The 15,708-nt window shown below is 56.4% G+C and carries 18 protein-coding genes; 8 read left to right on the forward strand and 10 right to left on the reverse strand.

What is annotated here, in order from left to right; all coding sequences use genetic code 11:
* Positions 1–4: 4 nt before the first annotated feature.
* From ACN0V1_RS09515 to pilG, 4 genes are all read right to left on the reverse strand, one after another.
* Positions 5–2,080: a methyl-accepting chemotaxis protein gene (locus ACN0V1_RS09515; RefSeq protein WP_417544772.1), complete on the reverse strand. Its 2,076-nt coding sequence runs from the start codon at positions 2,078–2,080 to the stop codon at positions 5–7.
* Between the two features lie 91 nt (positions 2,081–2,171).
* Complete coding sequence (locus ACN0V1_RS09520) at positions 2,172–2,717, reverse strand: chemotaxis protein CheW (RefSeq protein ID WP_291947639.1); 546 nt, start codon at positions 2,715–2,717, stop codon at positions 2,172–2,174.
* A 20-nt stretch (positions 2,718–2,737) separates the two neighbouring features.
* Complete coding sequence (gene pilH / locus ACN0V1_RS09525; protein WP_144777547.1) at positions 2,738–3,100, reverse strand: twitching motility response regulator PilH; 363 nt, start codon at positions 3,098–3,100, stop codon at positions 2,738–2,740.
* A 32-nt stretch (positions 3,101–3,132) separates the two neighbouring features.
* Complete coding sequence (gene pilG, locus ACN0V1_RS09530) at positions 3,133–3,525, reverse strand: twitching motility response regulator PilG (RefSeq protein ID WP_100689151.1); 393 nt, start codon at positions 3,523–3,525, stop codon at positions 3,133–3,135.
* A gap of 299 nt (positions 3,526–3,824) precedes the next feature.
* Between pilG and gshB the strand changes: the two genes are divergently transcribed.
* The 8 genes from gshB (at position 3,825) to ACN0V1_RS09570 (ending at position 9,824) form a co-directional block, all read left to right on the forward strand.
* Positions 3,825–4,784: a glutathione synthase gene (gene gshB, locus ACN0V1_RS09535; protein ID WP_417544773.1), complete on the forward strand. Its 960-nt coding sequence runs from the start codon at positions 3,825–3,827 to the stop codon at positions 4,782–4,784.
* 45 nt (positions 4,785–4,829) lie between these two features.
* Positions 4,830–5,696, forward strand: coding sequence for a TonB family protein (locus tag ACN0V1_RS09540; protein ID WP_417544774.1), 867 nt, complete (start codon positions 4,830–4,832; stop codon positions 5,694–5,696).
* Positions 5,693–6,259: a YqgE/AlgH family protein gene (locus ACN0V1_RS09545; protein WP_417544775.1), complete on the forward strand. Its 567-nt coding sequence runs from the start codon at positions 5,693–5,695 to the stop codon at positions 6,257–6,259. Before ACN0V1_RS09540 ends, ACN0V1_RS09545 begins: the two co-directional genes overlap by 4 nt.
* Positions 6,252–6,698 carry a Holliday junction resolvase RuvX gene (ruvX, locus tag ACN0V1_RS09550; protein WP_417544776.1) on the forward strand — a complete coding sequence of 149 codons (447 nt, stop codon included), beginning with the start codon at positions 6,252–6,254 and terminating at the stop codon, positions 6,696–6,698. The genes ACN0V1_RS09545 and ruvX overlap by 8 nt, the downstream gene beginning before the upstream one ends.
* Positions 6,698–7,207 carry a bifunctional pyr operon transcriptional regulator/uracil phosphoribosyltransferase PyrR gene (gene pyrR / locus ACN0V1_RS09555; RefSeq protein WP_417544777.1) on the forward strand — a complete coding sequence of 170 codons (510 nt, stop codon included), beginning with the start codon at positions 6,698–6,700 and terminating at the stop codon, positions 7,205–7,207. The genes ruvX and pyrR overlap by 1 nt, the downstream gene beginning before the upstream one ends.
* 27 nt (positions 7,208–7,234) lie before the next feature.
* Positions 7,235–8,248 (forward strand): aspartate carbamoyltransferase catalytic subunit, encoded by a 1,014-nt coding sequence (locus ACN0V1_RS09560; RefSeq protein WP_417544778.1) that lies wholly within the window; start codon positions 7,235–7,237, stop codon positions 8,246–8,248.
* Entirely contained in the window at positions 8,245–9,546 is a 1,302-nt protein-coding gene (locus ACN0V1_RS09565) for a dihydroorotase (RefSeq protein ID WP_417544779.1), read from the forward strand. Before ACN0V1_RS09560 ends, ACN0V1_RS09565 begins: the two co-directional genes overlap by 4 nt.
* A 200-nt stretch (positions 9,547–9,746) precedes the next feature.
* Complete coding sequence (locus tag ACN0V1_RS09570) at positions 9,747–9,824, forward strand: hypothetical protein (protein ID WP_417544918.1); 78 nt, start codon at positions 9,747–9,749, stop codon at positions 9,822–9,824.
* A 33-nt stretch (positions 9,825–9,857) separates the two neighbouring features.
* Here ACN0V1_RS09570 and ACN0V1_RS09575 read toward each other — a convergent pair whose 3' ends face one another.
* From ACN0V1_RS09575 to yrfG, 6 genes are all read right to left on the reverse strand, one after another.
* Complete coding sequence (locus ACN0V1_RS09575; RefSeq protein ID WP_291948377.1) at positions 9,858–10,130, reverse strand: HU family DNA-binding protein; 273 nt, start codon at positions 10,128–10,130, stop codon at positions 9,858–9,860.
* A 453-nt stretch (positions 10,131–10,583) separates the two neighbouring features.
* Complete coding sequence (locus ACN0V1_RS09580; RefSeq protein WP_291948379.1) at positions 10,584–11,681, reverse strand: histone deacetylase; 1,098 nt, start codon at positions 11,679–11,681, stop codon at positions 10,584–10,586.
* Between the two features lie 213 nt (positions 11,682–11,894).
* Positions 11,895–13,427, reverse strand: coding sequence for a phosphoenolpyruvate carboxykinase (locus tag ACN0V1_RS09585; RefSeq protein WP_417544780.1), 1,533 nt, complete (start codon positions 13,425–13,427; stop codon positions 11,895–11,897).
* Positions 13,428–13,601: 174 nt separating this feature from the next.
* A complete protein-coding gene (gene hslO / locus ACN0V1_RS09590; RefSeq protein ID WP_417544781.1) occupies positions 13,602–14,456 on the reverse strand; it encodes an Hsp33 family molecular chaperone HslO in 855 nt (284 codons plus the stop codon).
* 79 nt (positions 14,457–14,535) lie between these two features.
* Entirely contained in the window at positions 14,536–14,943 is a 408-nt protein-coding gene (gene hslR / locus ACN0V1_RS09595; RefSeq protein WP_417544782.1) for a ribosome-associated heat shock protein Hsp15, read from the reverse strand.
* A gap of 41 nt (positions 14,944–14,984) precedes the next feature.
* Entirely contained in the window at positions 14,985–15,674 is a 690-nt protein-coding gene (gene yrfG / locus ACN0V1_RS09600; protein WP_417544783.1) for a GMP/IMP nucleotidase, read from the reverse strand.
* Positions 15,675–15,708: the final 34 nt, after the last annotated feature.

A 15,708-nucleotide genomic window follows, 5' to 3' on the forward strand; every position in this document is an offset into this window, starting at 1 on the left:
TGTATCAGCCCACCACCGGAACGTTGCTGTCTTCCTCTTCCTCTTGATCCACCATATCTTCTTCGGGCAGCGTAAAGCCGGCAACGGAGGACCGCAGCTCGGAGGCCATTTCTGCCAGATTCCCGATCGACTTCGCGGTTGCGTTGGTACCGGACGATGTCTGGGAAGTGATTTCCTGGATAACGTTCATGGTATTGGAAATGTGTGCCGCAGAAGATGACTGCTGGCGTGCGGCGTTGGAGATGTTCTGAATCAGCTCCGCAAGACTCATGGATACGTTCTCGATTTCCTCGAGCGCGATACCCGCGTCCTGTGCCAGACGAGCACCACGTACCACCTCGGCGGTGGTGTGCTCCATGGAGATAACGGCTTCGTTGGTGTCGGACTGGATCGTCTTTACCAGGGCTTCAATTTGTTTGGTTGCCGCAGAGGAACGCTCCGCAAGGCGCTGGACTTCGTCCGCAACGACCGCAAAGCCCCGGCCCGCGTCACCGGCCATGGACGCCTGGATAGCGGCGTTCAGGGACAGGATGTTGGTCTGATCGGCAATGTCGTTGATCAGGGATACGATGTCACCGATTTCCTGGGAGGACTCACCCAGACGCTTGATCCGTTTTGATGTTTCCTGGATCTGCTCACGGATGTTATCCATGCCGCGAATGGTGTTCTGTACCACTTCCGCGCCTTTTTTGGCGATAGCAACCGAGCGCTCCGCTACCGCAGAGGATTCTGCAGCGTTGGACGATACCTGGTCGATGGATACGGCCATTTCGTTAACCGCTGCAGAGGCGCCAGCAATTTCCTGAGCCTGGTGCTCGGAAGCATCTGCCAGATGCATGGCGGTTGACTGGGTCTCCTGGGCTGCTGAGGCTACACGTACCGCTGTGCCACGAATCGCCTGTACCAGACCACGCATCTGGTCGATTGCGTAGTTGATGGAGTCGGCGATGGCACCGGTAAAGTCTTCGGTTACCGTCGCTTCTGCGGTAAGGTCACCGTCGGCCAGATCGGCCAGTTCGTCCAGCAGTCGCAGGATCGCATTCTGGTTCTGCTCATTCTGCTCTTGGGTTGTTGCCAGACGAGCCTGGGCTTCCCGGTACAGAGCAAGACCGATAAACACAACCATGGCAGCCATTGCGGCCAGGATAATAAAGGCCAGAGTCGGGCTTACAAGCCGTGAGCCGCTCTGGTCGCGGAAGCTTTCGGCCAGGACAGAGAGTTCAGAAAGCAGGACTTCGGAATTCTGGAAGATGTCGCTGGCGGCTGTGCGTACCTTGAAGAGGTCGGGAGAGGCTTCAAGGATAGCGTCTACGTTCTGGGAAACGAACTCGAACAGCTCATCAACGGCTTCAAGGCCATAAATGGCATCTTCGTCGTTTACTTTGGAAATACCCATCGCCTGGTTGCCGTTGAGCTGGCCTTCGAGTACCCGGCCAAACAGGCTGGCGTCACGGCCGAAACGGTCAGCGGCGATAACAGCGTCTTCGTCACCGGAAAGTACGTTGTTTACCGAACGAACAATCCGCTCTGCCAGCAGCGACTGACGCTGAGCCAGTGCAATCTGCTCCGCCGGTGCGCCGTTGTCCAGCAGGATCTGTACGATGTCGTCGTACTCAACCTGGAGCTGGGGGATGGTTTCGTTCAGGGTGCGCGCTACTTCGTGCAGGCCGAGCACGGCGTCCTGGGTGGAAAGAATGCTGTCGGCATTTTCGCGTACCGTATTCCAGTTTTGCTGAACGCCGCTTTCGCCAGCCAGTTCACTGGGAGGCAGGCCGGTTTCCGGGTTGCCTTCAGTGACGTTGGCCCAGAGCTGTTGGAATTCATCGCGGGAGCGGCGTAACTGGTTGAATGCCTCGGCGGTGCCGCCAGCGGCCTCAGTCGCGTTTTTTGCGATTTCCTGAGAAAGCACCCGGAGTTCAGCTGCGTTTGCGATGTATTCCTGATCGTTCTGGCTGTCCCTGTTAACGATAAACAGGACCACAACTAGCAGGACGGTGAGTGCGATCAGCGAGGCGATCAGGCCGGCAACGAGCTTGTTGCCTCCCTGGCTCATACCGATTCTTCCGGCTCTGTTTTTCATTTTCTGGCTCCCGGCCTCTTCAAGAATTTGGCAAGTTGTTTTAATCAGGCTTCAGGCAGTCAGGGCGTTTGTCCTGCCACGGTCATCACCCTTACCACTGTGCGACATCAAGAAAGCGTTCGTCTTCGAGCAGGTCGACGGCGGAAAACACTTTCCAGACTTCTTCGTTTCGTTCGTATCCGCCTGCGACAAACGGCTGAACGCTTTCAGGCACGCCAGCTGGCGCTGCCTTGAAACTGTCAGTTGCAAAGTACTGCATGCCAAGCACGGTATCGACAACCAGGCCGCTGAAAATATCACCCTGCTCAATAACAAGAACCCGCCGTTCCCGCTGGCTGCGGGATGAGCGGGGGATGTCAAAGAATCCGGCAAGATCTACCAGAGGGAGGAGGCGCCCTCGAACATTGGCGGCACCCATCAGAAACGGCCGCACGCCCGGAATGTGCGTAAACCTGGGCACGTGCAATATTTCAGTGACCTCACCCATGGGAGCCACATAGCGCTCACCAGCGAGAACAAAACCAATGCCGTTCCAGAGTTCTACGGCTTCCTGTTGTTCCGGCAGACCAGCGGCCATAGACCGGCTGCGCTGGGCGATATCCGTCAGAACGGCAAAAGGGGCGGCCTGGGCGGACATGCTTACTCCACGGTTGGGGATCAGGAAATCAGACTGTTGATTGTCTTGATCAGGTCGTCTTCTTTAACCGGCTTTACCAGGTAACCTTTGGCGCCCTGGCGGGTGCCCCACACACGGTCGGTTTCCTGATCTTTGGTGGTGACAATAATCACAGGAATGGATGCCGTCTCCGGAGCACGGGTCAGCTGACGTGTTGCCTGAAAGCCGTTGAGGCCGGGCATGACCACATCCATGAGCACCAGGTCCGGGGTTTCGGCGCGAGCCTTGGCAACACCATCGGCGCCGTTATCGGCGGTAAGCACGTCGTGTTTGTGCTTTTCCAGAATGGTGGAGATTTTCTTAACCTCGGTAGGAGAGTCATCAACAATCAGAATGCGAGCCATGGGTTCCTCGATGGTTCTTTGCGTCAGCAGATTTACTGTGACGTCACGGGTATGTAGTGACGGATCGTATTGAGCAGTTCATCCTTGCTGAACGGTTTCGTCAGGTATTGATCAGAGCCGACGATACGGCCCTTGGCTTTATCGAAAAGACCGTCCTTGCTGGAAAGCATGATAACCGGCGTCTTTTTGAATGAGGAATTATTCTTGATGAGCGCGCAGGTCTGGTAGCCGTCCAGGCGGGGCATCATGATATCCACAAAAATGATGTCCGGTTGTGAGTCGGCGATTTTAGCCAGAGCATCGAAACCGTCTGTCGCGGTGATAACCTCACAGCCAACCTTTTTCAGGAGGGTTTCTGCGGTGCGACGGATGGTTTTACTATCGTCGATCACCATGATCTTCAAGTTCTCGAAGTTGTCATCCATTGTCCAGGTGCCTTGCGCTCAGCGACTGTCATTGTTTTCAAGCGGTGGTTTTTAGCACAAACCTTAAGGTTCTTCTATAAACCCCGCTCATTTATAGATTATCGATGGCCTGATAAAAAGTATTACTTTGTGACTAAATGTACTTCTGCCCGAAACATCACGTAATTGACCAAGGATTTCTGCGGATGCATTCGAGGCTCGGGTACAATACCATCTGATGTCTCAGCATAGCACTTATTGTCCGGTTCACTCTGCAGACCGGTTCGTGTTTTTAACTCTACAGGAACGCAAGAGGCACTATGACAGTTCGACTCGGGATAGTGATGGATCCGATTGAGGACATCCATTTCAAAAAAGACAGTTCATTGGCGATGTTGCTGGCGGCTCAAAATCGTGGCTGGGAAATCGAGTACATGGAGCTGCCAGACCTGTATCTGGATGGTGGCAAGGCCATGGCCCACACGCGCAGCCTGACAGTGCATATGGATCCGGAGAACTGGCACAGTTTCGGCCCGTCCAGGGACCGTGTTCTGGGCGATCTTGATGTGATCCTGATGCGCAAGGATCCACCCGTGGATCGTGAGTTCCTGATTGCCACCTATATTCTTGAATCTGCCGAGCAGCAGGGTGCTCTGGTGGTTAACCCGGCAGCCACGTTGCGGGACTGTAACGAGAAGCTGTTTGCAACCCAGTTTGAGGACCTGACGCCGCCTGTGCTGGTGAGTCGATCGACAAAGCGCTTTCGGGAATTCTACGCTCAGCATGGCGACATTATCATGAAGCCTGTGGACGGAATGGGCGGCCACTCCATTTTCCGCGTCAAGGAAAACGACTTTAACCTGGGAGTGATAATTGAAACCTTGACCAACTATGGCGCACACCAGGCCATGGCCCAAAAGTTCATTCCACAAATCAGCGACGGCGACAAACGCATTCTGATGATCGAGGGTGAGGCTGTGCCTTATTCCCTTGCACGAATTCCTTCGCAGGGCGAGAATCGCGGCAACCTGGCGGCCGGTGGCCGAGGCGAGGGTCGCGAGCTAACCGCCCGAGACCGTGAGATCTGTGCGCGGGTGGCCCCGGTTATAAAGGAAAAAGGTCTGATGTTTGTTGGGCTGGATGTTATCGGTGATTACCTCACGGAAATCAATGTGACCAGTCCGACCTGTATCCGGGAGCTGGATGACACGTTTGGAACAGACATCGGTGGCATGTTGATGGATGCGGTTGAGAAACGTCTGAACCAGAACCGGAGCTGACGGGGAAATCATGGATCAGGGCCAACGACAGAAACGGGCGCAGTAATGGCAGTGCAGGTAAGCGATTTCGACAGGTTTTCCTTTACGCTGTTCATGGCGTTGGCGGTGCATGCGGTTGTGGTGCTGGGAATCACGTTTGCTCCGGAGCTGCCACGTTCTTCTGCCCAGACCATGGAGATCACCCTGTCGCAGTTTGATGACGAGCAGGCGCCCGAGAAGGCAGACTTCCTGGCCCAGACCAGTCAGCAGGGCAGCGGTACCGAGGATGAGCCCCGGGAGATGACCACGCCGCAACCCTCCGAATTCAGTCAGCCAGAGGTTGCTCAGGTACAGCCTGAACCGCAGGCACAAACTGCGCCGGTTCGCCGTCAGGAACAGGCGGTGGTGCAGACTCAGAGCCAGTCGCCCCGACAGGTTCAGCAGCCGGAACAGCGCACCGAGCCGGAAGAAGAGCCCTTGCCGGTGAAAGAAAAGAAGAGCCTGATGGAGCGCAGTCTGGAAATCGCCAGTCTAGAAGCCCGCTTTGATGCCCAGCAGCAAGCCTATGCCCGTAAACCCAGAGTGATGCGGGTAACGGCTGCCTCCACCCTTAAGTCCACCAACGCCTGGTATGTGCAGAACTGGGTCAGCAAGGTGACGCGGGTCGGGAATATCAATTACCCCACCGAAGCCCGCCGTGCCGGAGTTTATGGCACCCTGCGAATGCTGGTATCCATGCAGAAAGATGGCACAATCAAGGAAGTGGCTATTCTGCAATCGTCTGGCAGCACTCTGCTTGATGATGCGGCGATTCGTATTGTCAGGATGGCCGCACCCTTCGCGCCCTTTCCGGATGAGATGCGGAAAGACGTGGATGAACTGGAAATCATACGCACCTGGTCCTTCCAGCAACGGGGGCTGACATCCGGATGACGGCATCGAAACATTCTCCTCATAGCCTGAGGCACCACTTTCTGGTGGCTTCGCCGTATCTGGCGGACCCACGGTTCCACGGTGCTGTTATCTACCTCTGTGAACATTCTGAAGATGGCGCCCTCGGGTTGATGATCAACCAGCCTCTGGATATTCACCTTGGAGAAATTCTGGAGCAGCTTGATCTCCAGGGTGGCGAGCTCGACTTACCTGTGTTCAGCGGTGGTCCGGTTGAGACCGAACGGGGCTTTGTTCTGCATTCGCCGGGCGCGAGCTGGCAGAACACTGCGAGAGTCACTGACGATGTCATGCTGACCACCTCCCGCGACATACTGGCCGGTATTGGCCACAATGAAGGCCCACAAGACTTTCTGATGACTTTGGGCTATTCCGGCTGGGGTGAGGGGCAATTGGAGGAAGAGCTAGGGAGCAATGCCTGGCTGACCTGTCCGGCAAACACAGACATTCTGTTCCGAACGCCTTGGTCTGACCGCTACAACGCCGTCCTCAAGCTAATCGGAATTGATCTGAACCAGCTCAGTGAGACGGTGGGGCATGCCTGAAGCTGGTCGTCGCAGTATTATGGCTTTTGATTTCGGGCTACGCCGAATTGGCGTGGCTACCGGTCAGGAATTGCTCGGCACAGGGCAGCCTTTGGCCATGATTCCCGCTGACAACGGAGCGCCGGACTGGGCTCAGATCGAAAAACTGCTGCAGGAATGGCAGCCGGATATCGTGCTGGTAGGCTTGCCTCTGAATATGGACGACAGTGAAAACGACATGTGTGGTCGTGCCCGCAAATTTGGTAAGCGTCTGCATGGTCGCTTTCATGTTCTTGTGGAAATGGTAGACGAACGCCTGACCAGCTACGAAGCCAAGGGCGACATTATAGCCGCCGGAGGTAGTCGGGATTTTGGTCGCCACGGAGTGGATGATCGTGCCGCAGTGCTGATACTGGAAACCTGGTGTCGGCTGCAAACAGAACAAAAAGGGAGGATTTAATGAGCGCACTGCTTGATGTAGACCAGTTGATGGATAAGCTGGAAGCGGGGCTACGCCGCCTGCTTACTGAGCGTGGTATTGAGTCGCCGGTGCTGATAGGCATACGCACAGGTGGTGTCTGGGTGGCGGATATTCTGGGTAAGCGCCTCGGTATTGAGGAACCGTTCGGAGAGCTGGATATTTCCTTCTACCGGGATGATTTCAGCCGCATCGGCCTGAATCCCAAAGTAACCCCCTCAAGCCTGCCGTTTGATACCGAAGGTCGGGATATCATACTGGTTGATGATGTCATCATGAGTGGCCGCACCATACGCGCCGCTATGAATGAACTGTTCGATTATGGCCGACCAGCCAGTATCATACTCGCTACCCTGATTGATCTTGGTGCGCGCGAACTCCCTATTCAGCCCGATGTGGCAGGGCAGGCACTGGCGCTTCAAGCACGGCAGCGTGTAAAACTTCGCGGCCCGGACCCGCTCCGGATCGAAATCCAGGCACCTGGACAGTAAACTCCCGAACCCGATAGCAGGCAGACCATGACCGCAAACGCAGCTTCCCCCAATCATTTGCAGCTCACCCGGGATGGCCAGTTGCGGCATTTTCTGACACTGGACGGTTTGAGCCGGGATCTGCTGACTGACATTCTCGACACCGCAGACTCGTTTATTGAAGTGGGTGAGCGAAGCATCAAGAAAGTGCCTCTGCTGAGGGGGCGAACGGTGGTTAACCTTTTCTTTGAGTCCAGTACCCGCACTCGCAGCACATTTGAGCTTGCCGCCAAACGGCTTTCTGCGGATGTGCTCAATCTCGATATCAATACCTCTGCTACGTCCAAGGGCGAATCGCTCTCAGATACCCTTTTGAACCTCGAAGCTATGGCCAGCGATATGTTTGTGGTGCGCCATGCCCAAAGCGGGGCGCCACATTTTATCGCTGAGAGTGTTACCCCCGGGGTCGCTATTATCAACGCCGGTGACGGCCGCCACGCCCACCCCACCCAAGCCATGCTCGATATGCTTACCATCCGCCAGCACAAGGGCGCTTTCGAAGGCCTCAAAGTTGCCATAGTGGGGGATGTCCTGCACTCGCGGGTTGCTCGCTCCCAGATCCGTGCGTTGAATGAACTGGGCGCTGAACAGATCCGGATTATTGCGCCCGGAACGCTGTTACCGCGCGATGTTGAGAGCCTCGGTTGCACTGTGGAATATGACATGGCCAGAGGCATGGAGGATCTGGATGTAGTGATTATGCTACGTCTGCAAAAGGAGCGAATGGAGGGTGCGCTATTGCCGAGCGAACGTGAGTTTTACCGGCTTTACGGGTTGAGTCAGGACAAGCTCGCACTGGCGCATCCGGAATGCATAGTGATGCACCCGGGCCCGATCAATCGCGGTGTGGAAATCGAGTCCTCCGTAGCGGATGGCTCACAATCGGTCATCCTGAACCAGGTGACCAACGGTATTGCCATTCGCATGGCTGTGATGTCCATGGCGATGGGCGGGCAGGTGGCTGAGCGCCAGCAAAAACTGACTGAGCGGGGCCAGGCATGAGTGGTAATGAGCGAGCCTTCGGTGCCAGCCTGAAAATTACCGGTGGCCAACTGCTGGATGGCCATGGCGTTGAATCGTCAAACAAGGCTCTGCTGATACGTGGTGGTCGCATTGCTGCCACAGGCGAGGCAGCCGAACAAGCTGATGCAGATCAGACGTTTAATGCCGGTGGCTGTTTGATCACTCCGGGGTTTGTGGATCTCTACTGCAATCTGCGCGAGCCGGGTAATGGCCAGAAAGGCAACATTGCGTCGGAAACCCGCGCTGCGGCACGAGGCGGCTTCACGACGGTGTGTGTGTCTCCGGAAACGTCACCGGTTAATGATTCGAGGGCGGTGACACATCTTATCCGGGACGCAGCATTTACCGATTCTCCCATCCGGGTGTTGCCCGTGGGGGCGGTGACCCGGGGACTGGAAGGTGAAATGCTCAGCGATATGGCGGGCCTTACCGCCGCCGGCTGTATTGCCGTAGGCAATGGATCCCGTGGAGTGCGCAATGCGCGTATTCTGCGTCGCTGTATGGCATACGCCCAGACGTTTGGCCTTACGGTCATGTTCCGCCCGGAAAACCAGTCTCTGGCTGCGGATGGCTATGCTCATGATGGTCTGGTGACATCCCGGCTCGGCTTGCTGGGTATTCCGGAAGTGGCCGAAACCGCATCGGTCATGGAAATGCTTCTGTTGGCGGAAGAAACCGGCGTGCGGCTGCATCTGAGCCAGCTTTCCTGCGGTCGCAGTGTTGAAATGATTGCCGAGGCGCGCCGCCGCGGAATTGCTGTGACAGCCGACGTGGCTATGCACCAGCTCGCCTTCACAGAAGACGCGTTGGCGGGTTTTGACAGCCGCTTTCACTTGCGCCCGCCGCTGCGTTCGGAAGCGGATCGCAAGGCTCTGGTTGCCGGTGTTCGCGAAGGGGTGATCGATGCGATCGTGAGCCAGCACCTGCCTCACGATAGCGCTGCCAAACAGGCGCCATTGCCAGCGACTGAGCCCGGCCTTTCCAGTATAGAGAGCGTGCTTTCACTGGGCCTCGGACTGGTTCGGCGCGGGGAACTAACACTTGCAACGCTGGTGCGCGGGCTTACCTCGGGCCCGGCATCGGTGATTGGTCGAACGGCCTCGATTGGTCATGATGACATCGCTGACCTTTGCGTGTTTGATCCTGGTGCGCACTGGACGCCTGGTGGCCAGTCCCTGATCTCGGCGGGTAAACATGCGCCGGTGCTGGGCCAACCCTTACCCGGTGTTGTTCGATTAACGCTGGTGGAAGGGCAGGAAGCCTGGACCAGCGCCTGAAGCCGTAGGTCCTGTCGAAAATGCGGCAGGGGTTGTCCAACCTCTGTCGATACCATCACATAATCCCGCATGTTGCCTAAAAACTCTTGAAACAGGGCGCCTGTGCCAACGTATTCTTGTGCCTGCCGCCATACCGTTGGCACAACGAAACGTGACACGGCCGCCGAAATCAGTAACTTTCCCGCATCGGGTAGCTCAATCTGAGCGCCTACACCGATGAAAAAGTTGCCACCGACGACTTCAAGGCAGGCCAGTGCGACGCAGTGCTGCTGGTGTAAAAGGCCCACTCGTGAGAGTGGGCGGGTTTTTGCTCAGCGGAAGGCGTCTTTGAATGCCTTGCCTGCTTTGAAGCCCACGGTCTTGCTGGCGGGAATGCGGATAGACGCTCCGGTTTGAGGGTTTCTGCCATCCCGTGCTTCGCGGGCGCGGATATTGAAGGTGCCGAAGCCGATCAGGGTCGTGTCTTCACCGCGCGCAGCGGCAGCCGAGATCTGATCGGTGAAGGCGGTGATCACCTCACTGGCTTTTTCGCGGGTAAGGCCTGTGCGTTCGGCGATAGCGGCCGCGAGTTCAGGTTTGCGCATTGGGTATTCCTTTTTTGTTTTTGTCCATGGGGCCGCAGCCAGGTCGGCGTGCGGCTGCCTGAATCTATAGTGGTTTGCTGCGCTTTGTGCAAATCCCGGTGCGGTTAAAACTGTGTGCACAGGCGTCATTTGCGGCGCCTGTCTCAAAAACCACGGGCGCTGTAGGCCATAATGCCGCTCTGGTTACAGTCTGTAACAGAGGCCGGCAAAACCAGGCGCGATGACGACGCGATCAGAACAATAATACAAAACGTTCAGAAGGTGCAGAAACCATGATGTATTCCGGAATGCCATGTCCAGAGTCTTCCGTACGGGGTAACGCCCGCCCTCATTCTCCCGGGAAAGGACCTATGCGTTCGGCCTACCGGTTCAGAGGCTTTGTTGTCGCTCTGGCCCTTGGTACGGTTCTGTCTGGTCGCGTTTGTGCCCTTGCTGTTCTACGCCGGAGAGGGCTCAATCCGGCTCGAAAGCGCCTTTGTGAAAGTCGATGGCGGTATCGACTTCCTCGATACCAGAGACTCTGGGTTCTGGCGGCTCAGCGCCGGCCAATACGCGCAGGACTGAATGCACGCTTTTGGACAGGGATTCTGTGTTGTAGCCACCTTCAAGAATCATCGCCAGACGGCCGTTGCAGTGTTTATCCGCAATCTGCTGCACAACGCCGGTCATTGAGGCAAAGCCTTCATATGTGACGTTGAGGGCGAGATCAAAAGAGTGCGCGTCGAAGCCTGCGGAGACCAGAATCAAATCGGGTTTGAAATGGTCTGCAGCCGGTACCAGGATTTCCCTCAGCGCTTTCAGATACGCTGCGTCGCCCGCACCGCCAGCCATGGGAACGTTGACGATGGTACCTTCACCCAGTCCTGCACCGGTATCCGTGAGCAACCCACTACCGGGGTAGAAGGGTGAGGCCCGGTGCAGATCGAAAAACAGCACGTCCGGGTCGGCCCAGAAAATATCCTGCGTACCGTTGCCGTGATGGGCGTCCCAATCAATAATCAGCACCCGCTGGCATCCGAGCTCCGCCTGGGCGTGGGCTGCGGCCACAGCAACATTGTTGAAAAGGCAAAAGCCCCGCGCACGGGTGGGCTCGGCGTGATGCCCCGGCGGGCGGACGAGCGCAAACGCGCTGCGGCTTTCGCCTTTCATGACCGTTTCAACCGCTGCGATGGCAGTGCCCGCCGCTACTTCCGCCGCTTCAACGCTGCCCGGTGAGACGGCCGTGGTGTCTACGTCCAGCCAGGCGCTTTGATTGCGCAGTTCAAAAATCTGATCCAGAAAACCGGTTGTATGAACCCGTGCCAGCTGGTCCCGGGTTGCTTTCTGCCCGCCGGCAATCTGTACGCCGGGAATGGGCTCTTTGGCCAGCAGGTCCATGATGGCGATCAGCCGACCGGGGTGCTCGGGATATTTCCACTGCACATTCAATCCCGACAGAATTGCACGAACTCGCTTATCCAGCCTGCCCGGCAGGAACTCGGAGTTGGTATCCGGAAAATGGGCAAGCACTCGCTCATCGTACAGGACAGTTACAGTTCTATTGTCAGCCAAGTTCCACCTCCACCAAGCTTGCTTCCGGAAATACGCTGCTGGGCGCAGCGTGCGAGCTGTTTCTGAACAAGCATAGCCGTAAAACCAACAACGGGCGATCAATCAGATGACTGGGTTCGGTGGGCCCAGGTCCCGGTGAAATGAGGAAGGCGTTGATTCGGGGACAAAAAAAGCGCCGTGCTTTCGCAGGGCGCTTTGCTGTAGCGTGCAGGCTCAGAGCTTCGGGCCTGCCTCTACTATTGCGTCGGATACATCAAATTTCTTGAAATTCTCGACGAACTGACTGATCAGCTCTTTGGCTTTTTCATCATAATGGTCAGCGCTGACCCAGGTGTTACGTGGGTTCAGCAGCCGGGTGTCTACACCAGGTATGTGCTTCGGAACATCTACGTTCAGGGCAGGCAGGTGCTCGGTTTCCACATCGTCCAGATCGCCGTTCTGGATCGCGCTGATGATGGCGCGGGTCGTCGGAATGCTGAAACGAGTGCCTTCGCCGTGCGGACCGCCGGTCCAGCCGGTGTTGACCAGGAAGACCTTGCTGCCGTACTCGTCGATGCGCTTCATCAGCAGCTCAGCGTATACGCCCGCAGGACGCGGGAAGAAGGGCGCACCAAAGCAGGTGGAGAACGTGGACTTCAGCTTGGACGAAGAACCCATTTCCGTGGATCCGACCAGAGCGGTGTAGCCGCTCAGAAAATGATAAGCCGCGCCTTCACGGCTCAGAATCGACACAGGCGGCAGTACGCCGGTCATGTCGCAAGTCAGAAACACGATGTGAGATGGCTCGCCGGCACGATTTTCAAGTACGCGCTTTTCCACGTGTTCAAGCGGATAGGCACAACGGGAGTTTTCGGTGAGGGAAACGTCGTTGTAATCCGGCTCGCGGGTCTCCGGATCAATGGTGACGTTTTCAACGATAGCGCCGAAGCGGATAGCGTCCCAGATAATCGGCTCGTTCTTTTTGCTCAGGTCGATGCACTTGGCGTAACAGCCACCTTCGATGTTGAAGACGGTGCCCGGGCCCCAACCGTGCTCGTCATCACCGATAAGGAAGCGGTGCGGGTCAGCGGAGAGTGTGGTTTTGCCAGTGCCGGAGAGACCAAAGAACAGGCAGGTCTCGCCATCTTCGCCTACGTTGGCTGAGCAGTGCATCGGAAGTACATCTTTTTCCGGCAGCAGGAAGTTCTGCACGGAGAACATGGCTTTTTTCATCTCACCGGCGTAATGCATGCCGGCCAGAAGCACTTTGCGACGGGCAAAGTTAATGATCACACAACCGTTGCTATTGGTACCGTCGCGCTCTGGCACACATTCGAAATTGGCAGCGTTCAGAATCTGCCATTCCTGTTTGTCGGCCTGGTTGTAGTTTTCCGGGCGAATGAACAGGTTGCGGCCAAACAGGTTTTGCCAGGCGGTCTCGGTGGTCATTTTGACCGGCAGGTAGTGCTCGGGGTCGGAACCGACGTGAACCAGGGAAACAAAGCTGTCTTTTTCAGCAATGTAGGCTTCTACACGATCCCACAGGGCATCAAATTTATCGGCCTCAAACGGGCGATTAATCGGCCCCCATTGGATGTCGTCAGACGTGCTCGGCTCTTCGACAATGTAGCGATCCATGGGGGATCGGCCAGTGCGATAACCGGTTTTCACGACCAGTGAGCCATTGGAAGCCAGCTCGCCTTCGCTACGTGCCAGTGCCTGCTCAACCAGCTGTGCTGTACTCAGATCATTATAAGTGTTGCTCACTTCGACCTCGCCCTCGGGATGTCTTGGTGATTGCTCAGGCCGCCCCCCGGAAATTGGCGGAAAAGTGAGCAATCGGATCAGTTCAGGCGCGCTATTATGCCAGAGGCGCCGGTAAAAAACGACTGCTCCGAAAGCCGCATGATTGCTGGCTTACGGGCGAATTCGAAACCCTTTCTAGTGTAGCGTATGGCCAGTGAAAAGATGATCAATATCATTCCTGTCGAAGCGATAGTGCGCATGGCAGAACTGGCAGTCCATGTCTATGGCGCCCTGTTCTTCCAATATGCTGTAGCATTCTTCTTTGCCAATGGCCTCAAGCGCACTAAGCGTTCTTTCTTCGGAGCAACTGCAGTGAAAAGCGACGGCTTCGGCGTCAAAAAGGCGTACTGTTTCTTCATGGAACAGCCGGTGCAGCAAGGTTTCGCTGTCCAGCTCCAAAAGTTCGTCCGCTTTCACGGTTCGGGCAAGATGGTTGACCCGCTCCCAGAGTTCGTCGTCCTTTTCTGTGGCTCCGGGCAGGCGCTGAAGCATCAGTCCTGCGGCCCCCTGTTCACTGGAAAACAGGAACAGACTGGTCGGAATCTGCTCTGAGCGTTCGAAGTACTCCTCAATACACCCTGCGAGGCTGTCACGTTCCCGGGGAACAACGCCCTGATAGCGGCTGCCCTGCTGTGGCGTAATGGTAATAGCCATGCGGCCGTCGCCCAACAGGTCATGGAAGCTTTCTTCGCTTACGGCGTGCTCATCAAATCGCGCCAGGCCGCGGATTTTCCGGTCATGGCTGCATTCCGCCATCAGCGTTCGCAATGGGCCCTCGCCCTGAGCCTGGATGGACAAGGTGCCTTCAAACTTAAGGCTGCTGCTCATCACGATACTGGCTACAAGCGCTTCGCCAAGCAGGCCGCGAATGGATTCGGGGTAGGGTGCCTGGCTGGTAATTTCCCGGTAGCTTTCGTCAAGCTTCACCCAGGCTCCGCGTACCTGACTGTGCTCAAATATAAAACGCTGAAACTGGTCGCGGGACGCCATGGTGGTTCTCCTGAAGCTGAGTGACTGAATCGGTACGTGAAACGTTGGATGGCAGGAACAAGTGGTAGAGCGGTTTGGCTCAGATGCCATTCTGATCACGGAATCGTTGAATGTTGCGGCGGTCTTTCTTGGAAGGTCGCCGGGCTGGTGGCAGTTGAGCGGCTTGCATGGTCTTGCGCTGCCACGAGAGATCCTCCCGTTTTTTCACGCTGTCTTCGGTTTCGTGGTAAAGCTTTTGAGCCTCGGGCGCACCGCGCCGACGCTCGCTTATATCGTCTACGACTACGATCTTTTCCAGCATGCCGAGGCGTAAGGTGAGCGTAGCGCCGGGCTCTACCAGGCGACCGGGTTTGCAGCGCTGGCTATTATAGTGAACCTTGCCGCCTTCAACCGCTTCTTTGGCCAGGGCACGTGTCTTGTAAAAGCGCGCAGCCCAGAGCCATTTGTCGAGCCTTACCCGTTGATCGTCCGAAGTGGATGCCGCCATGTCTCCTCACCTGATGGGCGTATGCCCGGATTATAGCGCTCTCAGCCGATAGATGGCAGGGGCCGTTGCTGGTGAATCTCCGCCAGAATTTCATCGAAGTGATGTACGCAAGGTATTTCCGGGTGAGTTTCCCGGGCGGTTTGCTTGCTATCAGGCGCCAGAATGCCCAGACACTGGGCGATACCGGCAGAGCGGGCGCTTTCCAGTACCGGGAAACTGTCATCCACCATCAAGGTGGCGTCGGCTCGGTAGGGCGCCAGTTGCTGCAGATCCTTCCAGAATGTGATGTCTTCTTTGGGTCTGCCCAGTTGGTGGCTGGAGACAATGCCATCTACGAAGCTATCCAGGCCCGTGCGCTGGAGTTTAAGTTCCAGAGGATCGGGGTGGCAGTTGGTTACGATGACGGATTGCAGCCCGGTACTCTTGAGCGCCTGAAGGAAATTTGCAACATGAGGGCGATAGCCAATCCGGTCGCCGACCTCGGACTTAAGGCTTGTGATGTCCATGGCGAGCCGGTCACTCCAGTAATCGGTGCAATACCAGTTCAGGGTGCCTCTTTCGGCCATGATCATGCTGAGCAGTTGATCTCTGGCTTCATCCGGGTGCAGGTCGTATTGCTCGGCATAGCGGCGGGGCAGGTGCTCAAGCCAGAAGTGGTTGTCGAAGTGCAGGTCAAGCAGTGTCCCATCCATATCCAGGAACACGGTTTCCAGTGAAGCCCAGTTAATCATAAACAAAAACAGCCTGAAGAATTTTCGTCAGGCT

The sequence above is a fragment of the Marinobacter sp. genome, assembly GCF_048266785.1.
Taxonomy (GTDB): domain Bacteria; phylum Pseudomonadota; class Gammaproteobacteria; order Pseudomonadales; family Oleiphilaceae; genus Marinobacter.

Coding starts and splice junctions, on each gene's coding strand:
- ACN0V1_RS09515 (WP_417544772.1), bottom strand. CDS start 2,080: ATGAAAAACAGAGCCGGAAGAATCGGTATGAGCCAGGGAGGCAACAAG.
- ACN0V1_RS09520 (WP_291947639.1), bottom strand. CDS start 2,717: ATGTCCGCCCAGGCCGCCCCTTTTGCCGTTCTGACGGATATCGCCCAG.
- pilH (WP_144777547.1), bottom strand. CDS start 3,100: ATGGCTCGCATTCTGATTGTTGATGACTCTCCTACCGAGGTTAAGAAA.
- pilG (WP_100689151.1), bottom strand. CDS start 3,525: ATGGATGACAACTTCGAGAACTTGAAGATCATGGTGATCGACGATAGT.
- gshB (WP_417544773.1), top strand. CDS start 3,825: ATGACAGTTCGACTCGGGATAGTGATGGATCCGATTGAGGACATCCAT.
- ACN0V1_RS09540 (WP_417544774.1), top strand. CDS start 4,830: ATGGCAGTGCAGGTAAGCGATTTCGACAGGTTTTCCTTTACGCTGTTC.
- ACN0V1_RS09545 (WP_417544775.1), top strand. CDS start 5,693: ATGACGGCATCGAAACATTCTCCTCATAGCCTGAGGCACCACTTTCTG.
- ruvX (WP_417544776.1), top strand. CDS start 6,252: ATGCCTGAAGCTGGTCGTCGCAGTATTATGGCTTTTGATTTCGGGCTA.
- pyrR (WP_417544777.1), top strand. CDS start 6,698: ATGAGCGCACTGCTTGATGTAGACCAGTTGATGGATAAGCTGGAAGCG.
- ACN0V1_RS09560 (WP_417544778.1), top strand. CDS start 7,235: ATGACCGCAAACGCAGCTTCCCCCAATCATTTGCAGCTCACCCGGGAT.
- ACN0V1_RS09565 (WP_417544779.1), top strand. CDS start 8,245: ATGAGTGGTAATGAGCGAGCCTTCGGTGCCAGCCTGAAAATTACCGGT.
- ACN0V1_RS09575 (WP_291948377.1), bottom strand. CDS start 10,130: ATGCGCAAACCTGAACTCGCGGCCGCTATCGCCGAACGCACAGGCCTT.
- hslO (WP_417544781.1), bottom strand. CDS start 14,456: ATGGCGTCCCGCGACCAGTTTCAGCGTTTTATATTTGAGCACAGTCAG.
- hslR (WP_417544782.1), bottom strand. CDS start 14,943: ATGGCGGCATCCACTTCGGACGATCAACGGGTAAGGCTCGACAAATGG.
- yrfG (WP_417544783.1), bottom strand. CDS start 15,674: ATGATTAACTGGGCTTCACTGGAAACCGTGTTCCTGGATATGGATGGG.